Origin of the sequence: Polaribacter reichenbachii (genome assembly GCF_001975665.1) — a bacterium.
Lineage (GTDB): Bacteria > Bacteroidota > Bacteroidia > Flavobacteriales > Flavobacteriaceae > Polaribacter > Polaribacter reichenbachii.
The window spans coordinates 788,108-802,624 of sequence record NZ_CP019419.1; the positions used below are offsets into that span (position 1 = coordinate 788,108).

10 protein-coding genes are annotated in these 14,517 nt (G+C 30.5%); all 10 read right to left on the reverse strand.

Annotated features, from left to right (window positions below; translation table 11 throughout):
- Window positions 1-12: 12 nt before the first annotated feature.
- Window positions 13-1,713, reverse strand: a complete 1,701-nt coding sequence (locus tag BW723_RS03390) for a glycoside hydrolase family 28 protein (RefSeq protein WP_068362272.1) — start codon at window positions 1,711-1,713, stop codon at window positions 13-15.
- A gap of 3 nt (window positions 1,714-1,716) precedes the next feature.
- Complete coding sequence (locus tag BW723_RS03395; RefSeq protein ID WP_217491458.1) at window positions 1,717-3,276, reverse strand: DUF5060 domain-containing protein; 1,560 nt, start codon at window positions 3,274-3,276, stop codon at window positions 1,717-1,719.
- Between the two features lie 82 nt (window positions 3,277-3,358).
- The gene (locus BW723_RS03400; RefSeq protein ID WP_068362268.1) at window positions 3,359-4,969 is read right to left on the reverse strand and encodes a glycoside hydrolase family 43 protein; all 1,611 of its coding nucleotides are present in this window, start codon (window positions 4,967-4,969) and stop codon (window positions 3,359-3,361) included.
- On the reverse strand, window positions 4,966-6,009 hold the full coding sequence (locus tag BW723_RS03405) for a Gfo/Idh/MocA family oxidoreductase (RefSeq protein WP_068362266.1): 1,044 nt from the start codon (window positions 6,007-6,009) through the stop codon (window positions 4,966-4,968). The genes BW723_RS03400 and BW723_RS03405 overlap by 4 nt, the downstream gene beginning before the upstream one ends.
- 10 nt (window positions 6,010-6,019) lie before the next feature.
- Window positions 6,020-7,234 carry a glycoside hydrolase family 88/105 protein gene (locus tag BW723_RS03410; RefSeq protein WP_068362264.1) on the reverse strand — a complete coding sequence of 405 codons (1,215 nt, stop codon included), beginning with the start codon at window positions 7,232-7,234 and terminating at the stop codon, window positions 6,020-6,022.
- 6 nt (window positions 7,235-7,240) lie between these two features.
- On the reverse strand, window positions 7,241-7,675 hold the full coding sequence (locus BW723_RS03415) for a cupin domain-containing protein (RefSeq protein WP_068362263.1): 435 nt from the start codon (window positions 7,673-7,675) through the stop codon (window positions 7,241-7,243).
- Between the two features lies 1 nt (window position 7,676).
- On the reverse strand, window positions 7,677-8,684 hold the full coding sequence (locus BW723_RS03420; protein ID WP_068362261.1) for a DUF4861 family protein: 1,008 nt from the start codon (window positions 8,682-8,684) through the stop codon (window positions 7,677-7,679).
- A 1-nt stretch (window position 8,685) separates the two neighbouring features.
- Window positions 8,686-9,624, reverse strand: coding sequence for an alpha/beta hydrolase (locus tag BW723_RS03425; protein WP_068362258.1), 939 nt, complete (start codon window positions 9,622-9,624; stop codon window positions 8,686-8,688).
- Between the two features lie 116 nt (window positions 9,625-9,740).
- A complete protein-coding gene (locus BW723_RS03430; protein WP_068362256.1) occupies window positions 9,741-11,351 on the reverse strand; it encodes a RagB/SusD family nutrient uptake outer membrane protein in 1,611 nt (536 codons plus the stop codon).
- Window positions 11,352-11,361: 10 nt separating this feature from the next.
- Complete coding sequence (locus tag BW723_RS03435) at window positions 11,362-14,493, reverse strand: SusC/RagA family TonB-linked outer membrane protein (protein ID WP_068362254.1); 3,132 nt, start codon at window positions 14,491-14,493, stop codon at window positions 11,362-11,364.
- Window positions 14,494-14,517: the final 24 nt, after the last annotated feature.

Genomic DNA, 14,517 nt, shown 5'->3' on the forward strand with positions numbered 1-14,517 from the left:
CTTTTATTTTTACTATTCCTTTTGGAATGTAACTACATTTTTACCAACAGTTTCTCCAATAAAAGTACTTTTAGTAAAGTCTGTTTTCTTAGAAGATTTTAATTTAATATTTTCAGAACCCTTACCATTAATAAAAACTGCATTTTTAGCTACTGAATTAAATTCAATATTACTTACATCTAAATTTTTAGAGTTAAAAATATTAAAGACAGTCTCTTCTTTTACTGTTATATTAACATTATTAATAGTTATACCATCTGCATCAATAATAGAAAAACCTTTATCAGCTTTAACAAGTAGATTGCTAATTTTAACGTTTTCTAAGTTCATTTCTGGTAAACCTTGTAAAAAAACTGCTTGATGTGCTCCATCTATAACAATATCTTTTATAACAATGTTTTTAAACTGAGGAGTTGTTTCAGATACAGGCACAACTTTGGCAACAGTTTTGTTATTTTTTGCTTTTTCTAACATTTCAGAAACCGACAAACCACCATAATATAAATTAAAAGAAATAGCATTTGTAGGAATATTCGTCATTCTTACATCTGAAATAAAAATGTTCTCTACAACACCTCCACGTCCTCTTTTACTTTTAAAACGAAGACCAACATCTGTTCCTATAAATGTACAATTAGAAACATGCATGTTTTTAACTCCGCTAGACATTTCGCTACCAACTGTTACACCACCATGTCCATGATAAACAATATTATTTCTTATGATAAGATTCTCACAAGGAAAATTACGATCTCTACCATCTTTATCTTTCCCAGATTTAATACAAATTGCATCATCACCAACATCAAAACTAGAATTTTCTACAATTACATTTTTACAAGACTCTATATCAATTCCGTCTCCATTTTGTGAATAATGAGGATTACGAACTGTAATATTTTTTACAGTTAAATCTTCTACCATTAAAGGGTGAATACACCAAGCAGGAGAGTTTTGAAAAACAGAACCGCTAAACATAACTCTTTTACTGTTTTGGATACTTACCATTACTGGTCTTAAAAAATCTTTAATTTGTTGAAACTCTTCTTTTGTTTTTAAATCTTTTCGAACATTTAATTCTGCATTTTTTGACGCATTTTTAAATTGTTCTGATGGATACCAAGAAGTATTACTCTCATTTACAAAACCACCAGAAGTTACAAGTTTTTTCCAATGCGACTCTGTTATTTTTGATCTTTTTACTTGACGCCAAGCATCGCCAGAACCATCCCAAACACCCGGACCAGTAAACGCAACATCTTCTAAGTTTTTACCATAAATTGGAGACAAACAACGCCATGTATTTAACCCTTCGAAATTTGTTTCTATAATTGGATATAAATCTTTATTTGTAGAAAACTTAATTAAGGCACCAGCTTCTGCATGTAATTCTAACTTACTTTTTAAAATAATGGGGCCTGTTAACCAAATACCAGCAGGAATTATAACTTTCCCACCTCCTTTTTCTAAAACAACTTCTATCGCTTTTTCAAAGGCTTTTGTATTTAGAACTTGTCCTCCATCAACAGCACCAAAATCTTTAATATTTACTGTATTATTAGGAATTTGAGGTTCTTGAATAGTTTTCATTTCAAACTCAATGTTGTTATAATTTTCATAAGTTTGAGTAACTTCTTTTTCTTTAGATTGTGAGCAACCTAATATGAAAATTAAGCAAATTACAACTAGTTTTATAATAGATTTTGTCTTCATCTTTTAATTAATTTCTGTAATTCTTAAAGCGATATAAGGTTTATAAGGCAGTCTTACTTCTTTTAATTCCTTATCGTATAAGCGATAATTATCTTTTACTTTTTGAGTTTCGAAAACTCCTGGAACTTTAGTAATCGTCATATCCCAAGTATCAATAATTTCTACTTTAAATTTTACGTTTTCTTTAAGTTTCTCTAAATCACCGTTTTTCTTTGGCAAATTAAATGCCCAAGATTCTGAGATTTCTTCTCCAAAATAGATGAAATAAAAACCTTTTCCTGAAGAAGCCGTTTTTAAATCTCTACTAATATCCGTCATAAATAATGGTTCTGGAGCGGCTTCTATAATGGACTTTAAAAACTTAATTCGTTTCCAACTTTCTCCTTTTAAAGAACCACCATCTGCCCAGAAAAAAGTGTCTTCTTTTGTATGAAACCGATAAACTTCGCCATGTGTAACGTACGCTCCCGCAATTACTCCGTTCCAAACCAAATGTGTCATTTTTTCTGGACTTAATCTTCCCCAACGTCTTTCTAAGTTACCTTCATAACCAACTTCATCTAAAACAATTGGCTTTTTAAAAATGTTTCTTAACGTCGCCGAAGAATATGAATTTAAAACAGGCGCTTCGTCTTGAATACTAACGTGTGTGTATTCTGGTTTGAAATAATCGTAATAACTCGATGTTGCTCCATGAATAGAACATAAATGTCTGTATGGATCATTTTTAACAACTACTTCTGTTAAAGCATCCCAATCTGAAACCGTTTTAGCATCCACATAATTCCATTCGTTTGCCAATGACCACCAAACGTTTTTAAATGATGATAAACGCGCAGTAATATATTCCAGATATTTTATATTTACTTCCAATGGCAATGAATCAAATCCCCAACGTCCACCATCGTAAGGGTGAAAAAGAATTAAATCTGCCTGAACATTTATTTTGTTTAAATCGTCTATTCGTTTTTCTAAATGTTGAAAAAATTCAGGATTCATTTCATCAAAATCCCAAGTAAAAAATTTATCACCTTTAGCATTTGTTTCTACTTTTTTTATTTTGAAAGGATATATTTTAGGTTCTTCTTTAACTAAATCATAATTTTTAGGAAATACACACATTCTTACTTTATTGAAGTCTGCTTTTTCTAATGTTTTTAAAGTTTCCTCTTGAAGTTCCTCTTTCATATGCGTCCATGCATATGCAGTTGTACCAAAAGGATAGTAGTTTTTACCATCAGCATATTTAAAATGATAGGTTTCACTAACTTTTACCATTCCATGATTGTCAACTGATGCTTTTACACAATTAAAACTCCCTGTTTTTGTATTAAATTTTTCAATATTTGAAGAAATAATATAATTCCATATACCAACTGTTTGTGGCATAAAACGAATTTTAAAAGCGTTATTTCCATCATAGAATCCTTTAACAACGTAAGCTGTATCAGAATTAAAAAATTTAGCAGAAAGTTTTACATCTTTAAACGGATTTCCTTTTGTTTTATGTTTTAAACTGATTTCAAAACGATTCCATTGCTCTACTTTTTCTTGAGCAGTCATAAAAAAACTGTTCAGAAGAACTACTATTATTAAAATAGATTTGTTGAAATGATATTTCATAATAAATGTTGTTTAAATTATATTATTTACTAATTCTAAACCAATCTATATCTACACTTCCAGAATCATTAATTACGCCTTCACGCAAAGCTAAAAACCCTATTTTAGCACCTATCCATTTTCCTTCTCTTGCAGTAAAGTTATTTCCTATGGATTTAAATTTCTTTCCGTTTTCACTATAAAATAAATTACAAATTCCGCCTTTACTTATTTTTGCTCTTAAGTAAAACGTATTTGATTTTATTTTTTTTGATTCAATTACAATTTCTTTTCCTTTTTTATCTGCTTTTTCACAAGTAATTTGTGATAAAACTAACTGACCGTTTTCTTGTTTTACCTGCAGATATGTATAATCTAACCCCATGATTACCAAGCCTGTTTTTTCACCATCAAAACGAGCATTAAAAGTCATTTTTGTAGTTGCTACAAATTCATCAGAAGGAAATTTTTGCAACAATAAATTTGGAACAGTATATAAATCATCAGCTATTTCTGGTTTTGGTCTACAATACATTGTAAAATGTCCCATAGAAGTAGGAAAACCATAATAGACTTCAGGATTTGCATGCCATTGCCATTGTAATCCTAATTTTGGTTGATTAAATTCATCCGAATCTGGTGGAGTAACAATTGGATACGATTTTCCAACATTTGGTTTTTTATAGGTTGAAACAGGCTCTCCAATTCCATCATTATTTTGATCAACTCCCATAACTGGCCAATCATTTTCCCATTTCATAGGCTGTAAATGAACAACACGACCATAAGCATCTTTATCTTGAAAATGAAAAAACCAATCTTCATCAGTTTGCGTCGTTACCCAAGCTCCTTGATGTGGTCCATTAATATTGGTATTACCTTGATGCAAAACTGTTTTCTTCTCATAAGGCCCATAAACAGATTTTGATCTTAAAATAGTTTGCCAACCTGTAGAAACACCTCCTGCAGGTGCAAAAATATAATAGTAACCTTTTCGTTTGTAAAATTTAGGTCCTTCAATAGTAGATTCATTTGTATGACCATCAATAATCATAACTTCATCATCATTAGTTTTGGTGCCTTCTGCATTCATTGTTGCAATAACTAATAAACTTTTAATACCTGCTCTACTACCTGCAAATGCATATGCCAAATAAACTTTTCCATCATCATCCCAGAGTGGTGTTGGATCAATTAATCCTTTTCCACCTTTTACTAAAACAGGATCAGACCAAGAACTTTTAGGGTCTTTGGTTTTAATCATATAAATTCCATAATCTGGATCTGGATAATAAATATAATATTCGCTATTATGAAATCTTATACATGGAGCCCAAACGCCATTTCCATGTTGAGGAATAGAAAATACGTCTAACGGAATTTGTTTTTGAAGTGCATAATTTACCAATTCCCAATTCACTAAATCTTTAGAATGCAAAATTGGCAAACTTGGAGAAGCGTTAAAAGACGATGCTGTCATATAATAATCGTTACCTACTCTTACAACATCTGGATCTGAATAATCTGCATGTAAAATGGGATTTGTATATGTACCATCTCCATTATCTGAAACCCAAACTTTAGAAACAGTTTTATCTTGTGCCGATAAACTAAAAATAGATAATAAACCTAATGCAATTAAAATAGTTCTCATAAATAAATTACTTTTTTTTCTTGATTACTTTTTATTGCGGCTTCTATAACTTGAATTACTTGCATCGCTTCAAAAGGAGAAACTGGTACTGGTTTATTATTCTGAATAGCGTCATACATACCATCATAATATTTCATATAATTTCCAGTTTCTGTGTTGACATATTCTTTAGTTGACTTACCGTTTTTTATAAAATGAAGCAAACCTTTTTCTGATTCTGGTTCTTTTCCCCAGTTACCTGTATTGGGTTTTATTTCTTTTTGAAGTGCTGCTTCTTGAATATCACCTTTCGTTTTTATAAACGACCCTTTTGTTCCGTGAATGCTATAAGCAGGTAAAGTTTCTAAAACAAAATAACTCGATTTTAAAGTTACATAATGTGATTTATAATAGAATTTTACATCAAAATAATCGCCAACTTTAGAATTATCCCTAAAACTATCTAAACATGCAAACACACTATTTGGTAACCCAAATAATTGCAATACTTGATCTATTAAATGAGAACCCAAATCGTATAAACTACCCACACCTTCAGTTGGTACCTCTTTATGTTTTTTGTAACTTAATTCTGGTTCAAAACGATCATAATGAAATTCAGCTTCAACAATATCACCCAAAACATCTTTATTTAAAACTTTTTGCACCGTTTTAAAATCACTATCCCATCTTCTATTATGATATACAGATAGTTTTACATTATGCTTTTCTGCTAAATCGATAAGTTCTTTAGCTTCCGAAGAAGTTACTGTAAAAGGTTTTTCTACCACAATATGTTTTCCTGCTTCTATAATTCTTTTAGTAAAATCGTAATGCGTAATATTTGGCGTATTTACAATGACCAAATCAATCGCTTTGTCTTCAAGTAAATCTTCAAGCGAACGAAAGGTTTTAATATTCGGATATTTTGCTTTTGCTAAATTCTTAGAACGTTCTACAACACCATATAAATTAAATTTTGGATTGACATCAATAAAAGGTGCGTGAAATAAATGACCACTCATACCAAAAGAACATAATGCTGTATTTATTGATTTCATATTTAATTTTTTATCTGTTTAATTCTAAAGCAGCCAAAATAAATGGCCCTGTACCATGTAAGTTATTTACTCTTTTTGCTTCGTTTATATAATATTCATATGATGCATCTCTGTATGGATTTCCGCCTAAACCAGCACCTTTACAAGTTTGTGTTAAATGCACTTCACCATCTTGATCTACTTTAACCAACTCTTTAACCAAACCATCAAAAGCTTTATTAGCAGCTTCATTAAACTCTGAAGGTAAATAGCCTTTTTTAACTCCTTTTGCAAAAGCATACGCAAACATTGCTGTACCAGAAGATTCTAAATAATTACCTTCTCTACCTGGAAAATTAGGAACTTGATACCAATTACCTGTTTTGTCTTGTACTTTCACTAAAGCAGAAGATAAATCATTTAGTTGTTGAATTAATATGTCTCTTTTTGGGTGGTTCTCTGGAAAATAATCTAACACATCTACCAAAGCCATAACATACCAACCTAAAGATCTAGACCAAAAATTTGGAGATTTACCAGTTGTTTTATCCGCCCAACCCATTTGTTTGCTTTCGTCCCAAGCGTGTAATAATAACCCAGTTTTTTTATCTAATGTTTTGTTATAAATAAGTTCAAACTGGTGTGCAACATCGTCAAAATTCTTTCCATCTTCATATTCAGAAATATACCTTGCCAAAAATGGTTGTCCCATATATAAACCATCTAACCACATTTGATTTGGATATATTTTTTTATGCCAAAGTCCACCAGAATTAGTTCTTGGATGTGTTTTTAATTGTTTTCTTAATGTTTTAATGGCTGTTAAATATCTTTCTTCTTTTGTTTTTTCATACAAAAAAAACAGAATTTTTCCTGCATTGATATTATCGATATTATATTTCTCTAAATCATAATTTAAAATAGTTCCTGTGCTATCTATTAATTCATCTGCATATCCTTTTTCATATTCAAAATATTTTTCATCTCCAGTTTTTTTATACAGTTTCTCAAAAGACAAAGCCAATAAACCATGTTTGTAATTCCAGTTTAGTTTCTTGTGATTATCTACATCACTTGCTTTTGGAAAACGTTTCATTATTGACAATGCCATACGTTCAGACCATTTTAAATCTTTAGAAATAGTAATTTCTTTTACGGTATCTGCTTTCTTAACTTCTTTTTTTTCCCCTTTACAACTTGTAAAAAAACCTGTAAGTAATATTAGTATTATTGCTGTTTTTTTCATCTTATTTTACTTTTTTTGGTACTTCTTAATTACTAAATATTTTAAATCTGTGTCTCCTGTATTACTAATTCCGTGCATGCTAAAAGACGGACAATAAAGGCTTGTATTTGCTCCTACAACAACCTCTTTTCCGTTTAGGTAAAATTTTGCCTTACCTTCTAAAACATAAAAAAATTCATCTTCTTTGTGTTTATGTGGCGGATGTGTTGCTTTTCCTGGTGCAACAACACTCATTTTTAATGTACGCCCGTCTAAAAAATCTTTATCTGCAAACCAATATTGGTAACCTACTTTTGTTGGTTTTACTTCATCTTTATTAAAAGTATTTACACAGTTTTCTATTGTATATTCTTTTTCTTGCTCTAAAATTTTATTGCTTTTTAATGTTAAAAGACCAATAAATAACAAAGACAAAACTTTTATTACTAGAACTTTTTTCATTTTATTGTAATGTATTATTAGTGTTTAATTCTGATAACTTTTCATTTAAATAAATAAGAAATTCGTTTTCTGTTTTAATTCCATTAGGTTCTTGCTCCCAAGCTGCTAAAAAATAAAATACTATAGATTCTGTAGTTGGTTTAAATTCAATTAAATAATCGTCTTCTCCTTTTTTAACTTCTGATGTTGTTGCTTTTTCATAAAAAATCGCCATTCCTAAATTATCTGGCACCAATGTTTGCTTACCATAAGTAGCAATGTATGCCCATTTTTTATTTTCGCTTTCTTTTTTTAAATAATTCACTTTGTGATCTACAATTCCGGTTACAATTCCGTTGATTGCTTTTGAAGATTGAATGGTATGTTTTGTAATTCTAGAATCTGAATTGATACTTAAAATAGATTTTAAATCTATTTTATCATTAGCTGTTTCCCATCCTTTGTAATTAATTGTAATTTTAGAATTATTTAATGAATTCTCTATGGAAGCAAATGTAGAATCTACTTGTTTAAAATGAAACATTTCTGTATCTACCAATCTTCCAATAGAACCTATTCCTAACCCTTTACCAACTTTTAAAATATCTTGTCCCCAAGATTGCGGCTCATGATAAGAATCGAAGCCATCTTGCCCAACTTTAGAGAGAATTAAAGAATCTGTTTTTTTTCCGAAAATATCTATAGCATTTCGCCAATCTAAATATAATCTATAACCTACTTTATTACTCTCCCAACCAGGACCTTCATATCTTAAATACCATGTATGATCTGTATGAATGTCTGGTACTCTTAACTCTGTAACATTTTTAAAAGATGTTCCTCCATCATATTCTTTATGTCCTCTCTCTCCATCAATCCATTTTCCACCTTCTGCTATAGAAATTTCTGCATATGTTTTTGGTGAAGAAACAACTTCTGTAGTATTAATTATTTTTTCTTTTTTTTCTGATTTACAAGCTATAATAGTAGCAACAGAAAACATCATTGCAATTAATTTTATTGTTTTCATTTTAGTTTGATTTAAAAATTTGTTTTAAAAATTGAGTTATAATTTTTAACGTATCATTAAAATATGGTTGAAATAACCAGAACGTATGAGGGCTATTGGGTATTGTTTCTATCTGACTGTATATAGCATAATTATCTAAAATTTTAATCATATCATCTCTTCCTGCATGAAATCTTTTAAATTGACTATTAATAAATAAAATTGGAGGTGTATTTTTATCTGTGTGAAATAATGGCGAAGCTTCTTTCCATATTTTTGGTTTATCTCTAAAAGAACCACCTAACCATAAACTTGCCATTTTACCCTCTTTAGATTCTGGATGCTTAAAAGCCAAAATACCATCTAAGTTTATAATTGCTTTAACCGTAGCAGAAACTATATTATTTACCTCTTCTTCAAATTTAATATTATTATTTGTAGTACCCACCAATGTTGCCATTTGTGCACCAGAAGAGGCCCCCAATATTACAACTTTAGAACTGTCTGTATGAAACCTTTTCGCATTTAATTTAATAAATTTAATTGCAGATTTAACATCAAAAATTCCTTTAGGATATTTCGCTTCATCAGCTAACCTATATTCTATAGCAAAACAAGAGTACCCTTTTGAGGCAATATTTTGAGCCAATGCATGCATATGAGATTTGTTGCCTGATTTCCAACCGCCACCGTGAACTAAAACTACCGCAGGATTATTTTTTCTTTTGTTTATAAAAGCATCTAATTTAAGATTTCTACTCTTTAAGCTTTTGTAAATAATATTATTTATTTCAGAAACATTTTTAAACCTACTTAGTGGTACAATTTTAATTTTAGGAAAGCTTTTTTTATACTTATTAAAAGCGCTATTTATTGTATAACTTGTATCTATATTCTGCTTTTGAAAAGCAAAAAAATTGGTTGTAAAAAGAAAAAAAATAAATACAGCTATGTGTTTCATAAATGCCCTTAAATAAATAAGCCTGATTTTCACAAAAAATCAGGCTTAAATAAAATCAACTCAAATTTAATAATAATTACTTTATTCTATCTTAAAACCTCTCTTAATGCTTTCTATTATTGATAAGCAGCATTCTGTGGAAAGTCTTTATTCTGATTTAAATCTAAAGCAGATTGTGGTATTGGTCTTAAAATTTTAAGTTCACCATTTGCTCCGTTAAAATTAGCTGCATCAACTAAATAATTATACATAGATGCACGTTCTACCAACTTCCCAGTACGTTTTAAATCGAACCATCTATGGTATTCTCCAAACAACTCTCTAGCTCTTTCGTCTAATACAATATCTATATCATAATCTGCTAAAGGTGTGGTTAAACCTGCTCTATTTCTAACTGCGTTTAATCTAGCCAAACCTGTTGCTTTATTGGTGTTTAAATAAGCCTCTGCTGCTATTAAATAAGTTTCACCTAATCTAGATAAAATAATATCTCTAGTACTAACTCTAGAATCATCTTGAAATGGTGCTTTTGGATCGTCGAATTTTTTTGCTGGTATTGTTTGGTAGTCGCTACTTACAACACCGGCTGCATAAGTACCCCATTCATGTATTTGTGCTTCAGGATGTTCTAAAGCATAAGCAGTAATATCTGCAGGAGTTGCCCATTGTGGTGCATAATAATGTCTTACTTCTAAGCCACTAGTATCATCTACATCAAATGCATCATAATATCTCATAAATGCTTCTGTCATAAATGTTGCCTTATATCTTTCATCTTCTTCAGTAAATAAACTCAAAGCAAAATCTGTAGCCAATAAAGTATAACTTCTCCAACCAGCATTACCAGCATTTTCAGAACCACCTAAATAAGGTCCGTACCAATTTGCTTGTTTATGACCTAAATTTTCTGGATCTGTACTAGCAGATGCTGTACTGTATTGTACAGAAAAAACAGTTTCGTTATTTAATTCGTTTCCAGGCTTCCATAACTCATCAAAAGGAATAGTTAAAGACTGACCCGCAATAGCTTCATCTGCATAAGACGCCGCAGTTGCAAAATCATTAGCATCTGCAAAACTTTCGTATGCTCTTGTTAAATGTACTTTAGCTAACAAGTGTTGTACGGCTTTTTTATTAACTCTACCAACATAAGAACCGCTAGTAACAGCGTTTAAAGACTCTTCTAAATCTGTAATTATTAATTTATAAACATCTTCTGCCGAATCTCTATTAAATGATAAAACTGGGCTATCTAAAAAATCTTTTAAAATACCGACGCCACCATAAGTTTGTACCAGTAAAAAATATGCATTGGCTCTTAAATACTTTATCTCTCCAACCAATTGATTTAAATTAATTGTTTTTTCTGTTAAATCTGAATAATACAAAGCAGTATTAGCAGAATTAATTGCTCTATAACAAGAAGTATACAGTTGGTCTACATCTACAGAAGAAGAATTTAATTGTGTATATTGAGAAAGACCATCTGGTTCTGAACCTCTACCAGAGCCTACAGCATATAAATCTGTTCCGGCACAAAACACATAAGCATCTCCACCATATATTTCCTTTAATTGCGCATAATTTGCGTTAACTAATGTTTCAAAACCAGAAGCAGTTGTATAGAAAGATTCTGCTGTTTCATTTGATCTATTATCCTCGTCAATAAAATCTGAACAAGCACTAAAAAGTATTGTTAAGATTCCTAAAACTAATATTTTTTTCATCTTTTTTTATTTAAAATTTTAAACTTAATCCTAATTGATATGTAGCAGAACTAACTCTACCTACGTTAAATGATGCTGTTGCCCATTCTGGGTCATAACCATCATAATCTGTTATTACAAAAGGATTTAACACATTTGCATAAATTCTAAGTCCTTTAATTTTTAATTTATCTAACAAATCTCTATTAAAAGTATAACCAACAGCAATGTTCTTAATTTTTATAAATGAAGCATCTCTATAATACCCTACTCTATCGTTTCTCCAATACGTACCAGCATTTCTAGGTTGTGGATAAGAGTTTGAAAATTGTGCAGGAATACCAGCAGCATTTTCAGGAATATACCAATCTGCAATATCTAATTTTTGTCTACCTCTATCTCTAACGTCTGTAAAGTTTTGATGAAATTCACTATAAGCAAACACACCTTGATTTGTGAATACAGAAATAGATAAGTCGAAATCTCCAACTCTTAAATTAGAAATAATACTTCCTGACCAAGAAGGATCTGAGTTACCCAAAATAGTTCTGTCGTTGTTTGCGTCTATTTTACCATCACCATTTAAATCTTTAACTTTTGCCTGCCCTGGAGTTTGACCAAAACTTGCAGCTTCTGCTGCTTCACTTGGTTGCCATATACCGTCAAAAACAAAGTTATAATAAGAGTTTAAAGATTCTCCAATAAACCAGTTATTACCAATATCATCAACTTCTGACTGCCCATTAATCTCCTCTAAACTATTTGTATTTTTAGTAAAGGTAAAAGTAGTTTCCCAAGAAAAATTTTCTTTTTGAATATTTTTAGTAGTTAATAGAATTTCTACCCCTTTGTTACTAATAGATCCAAAGTTTGCAAAAGTACTACCACTTGGTACACCTAACTCTAAAGGTAAACTTTGTCTACCAATTTGTCCTTCAGATAATCTATCATAAACATCTAAACTACCAGAAATTCTATTGTTTAAAAACCCAAAATCTACACCAAAATTAACTTCTCTAGTTTTTTCCCAAGTAAGAGTTTTATTTGCTAAAGAAGAAGCCAACCAACCATTTGCAGTTGCTCCATCAAAATCATAAAATAATTGTTGATCTAAAGTATTTAATGTAGAATATGAAGGTACATTATCATTACCTGTATACCCAAAACTAACTCTAGCTTTTAAGTTTGAAATAGTATTATTGTCGCTTAAAAAGTTTTCTTCGTTAATTTTCCACGCAAATGCTGCAGAAGGAAAAGATTCCCACTTGTTGCCTTCAGATAATACAGAAGAACCATCCCATCTATTAGATAATGTAAACAAGTATCTATCTTTAAACGCATAATTTAATCTTAAAGCATAAGAGCTTAAAGTATTTTTTATAAAAGCAGAACCTAAATTAAAAGTACTTGAATTACCAGAACCAACATTATTAAACCCTGTGTTAAAAGGTTGTTCTCTAGAACTTAGAAAAGAGCTTTCTGTAGTGTTAGAGTAAATACTTTGTAAACCTAATAAGTTAAATGAATGGTCTTCATTTAAATCGTGTTTTATATTAAATTGATTATCCCAAGTATAGTTAAAGTTTTCACTAGTAGATAATTCTGACGAAGGTAAGTTTTTATTACTAAGACCCGTATTAGTTAAGGCTCCCCAAGCTTTTCCTCTTGTTGAGTTTGTATAACCACCAGAATATGTTGTTTTTAAACTTAACCATTCTAAAGGTTTGTATTCAAAATATACATTTCCTAATATTTTCCATCTTCTTCTCTCATCATCTGTATTTGCAATTTCTAATAATGGGTTATATGTACTAGTTTTATTAATAGCAAAATTACCGTTTGTTGGGTATGTTAATTTACCTGGTTGTGGAAATAATTCTCCCACTAACTCGTTCCCATTGTCATCTATAGCCCAAGGCGATAAAAATGGATTTAATCTAAAAGCATCTCTCATTGCAACAGAACTTCCAAATTGCTCGTTAGTTTTAGCTATAGTTATGTTAGATCCTGCAGAAATTTTATCATTTATCTTATGATTTACACCTAATTTTAAGGTATACTTATCTATAGACTCATTAGCAATATTTCCTGTTTCTTTTTGCATTCCTAAACCTAAATTATAAGCTAAACCGTTTTCTGCTCTACCACTTATGTTTACATAGTTATTTTGCTGAATTCCAGAAGATAAAACAGCATCATACCAATCGAATACTTGATTTTTATTTGCTCTTTCTAATAATAATGCATTTGCAGAACCAACAACAGAACCTGCTAACATATCTGCTGTTGTAGTTGATGCATCTCCACCATTCGTTGTTGCAAAATAAGCAGATTGGTGATATTTCCACCATTTTTCTCCACCCATCATTTTTGGTAATCTTGTAGTAGCTTTTACACCATAAGAGGTTTCTAAAGAAACATTAAAACCAGATTTTGCATTTGAACCGTTTTTGGTTGTAACAATTACAACACCATTTGCTCCTCTAGAACCATAAATTGCAGATGATGATGCATCTTTTAGCACATCCATCCTAGAAATATCTTGTGGATTTAAAAAACTAATATCATCTACAAATACCCCATCTACAACAAATAACGGACTACCTCCACTTAACGAATTTGTTCCTCTAATTGTCATATTAAAACCATCACCAACTCTACCAGTTGCCGATGAAATTTGCACACCCGCAATATTACCCTGTATGGCTTCTAGAGGGTTTGTAGCATTCTTTTCTGTAATTGCAGCTGCACTAACCGTACTTACTGTACCTGTTAAGTCTTTTTTCTTTACTGTACCGTAACCCACCACAACTATTTCATCTAAAGACTGTTCGTCTGGAGATAAGCTAATATCTATTTTACTCTTTCCACTAACGACTACTTCTTTAGAACTATAGCCAAGATAAGATATAATTAAGGTAGAATTAGCATTTTTTAAAGTAATAGAATAATTTCCGTTGAAATCTGTATAAGTACCATTGTTGGTTCCTTTTTCTAAAATATTTACTCCTGGTAGTGGTGAATTTGTTTCAGAATCTGTAATAATACCTTTAACTGTTTTATCCTTCTGAGCCAAAATGGAGTTAACTCCAAAAACCCCAAAAAGTAATAGTAAGGTTGCAAAATGCTTAATGCATTTTTTGTGTAAGAATTTAATGTTCATAATTTAATTGTTGTTTTTTATAGT

What these genes read in the sequence shown, in the direction of transcription:
- BW723_RS03390 (WP_068362272.1), bottom strand. Translation starts at nt 1,713, where the DNA reads ATGAAGACAAAATCTATTATAAAACTAGTTGTAATTTGCTTAATTTTC.
- BW723_RS03420 (WP_068362261.1), bottom strand. Translation starts at nt 8,684, where the DNA reads ATGAAAACAATAAAATTAATTGCAATGATGTTTTCTGTTGCTACTATT.
- BW723_RS03395 (WP_217491458.1), bottom strand. Translation starts at nt 3,276, where the DNA reads ATGACTGCTCAAGAAAAAGTAGAGCAATGGAATCGTTTTGAAATCAGT.
- BW723_RS03400 (WP_068362268.1), bottom strand. Translation starts at nt 4,969, where the DNA reads ATGAGAACTATTTTAATTGCATTAGGTTTATTATCTATTTTTAGTTTA.
- BW723_RS03405 (WP_068362266.1), bottom strand. Translation starts at nt 6,009, where the DNA reads ATGAAATCAATAAATACAGCATTATGTTCTTTTGGTATGAGTGGTCAT.
- BW723_RS03410 (WP_068362264.1), bottom strand. Translation starts at nt 7,234, where the DNA reads ATGAAAAAAACAGCAATAATACTAATATTACTTACAGGTTTTTTTACA.
- BW723_RS03435 (WP_068362254.1), bottom strand. Translation starts at nt 14,493, where the DNA reads ATGAACATTAAATTCTTACACAAAAAATGCATTAAGCATTTTGCAACC.
- BW723_RS03425 (WP_068362258.1), bottom strand. Translation starts at nt 9,624, where the DNA reads ATGAAACACATAGCTGTATTTATTTTTTTTCTTTTTACAACCAATTTT.
- BW723_RS03430 (WP_068362256.1), bottom strand. Translation starts at nt 11,351, where the DNA reads ATGAAAAAAATATTAGTTTTAGGAATCTTAACAATACTTTTTAGTGCT.
- BW723_RS03415 (WP_068362263.1), bottom strand. Translation starts at nt 7,675, where the DNA reads ATGAAAAAAGTTCTAGTAATAAAAGTTTTGTCTTTGTTATTTATTGGT.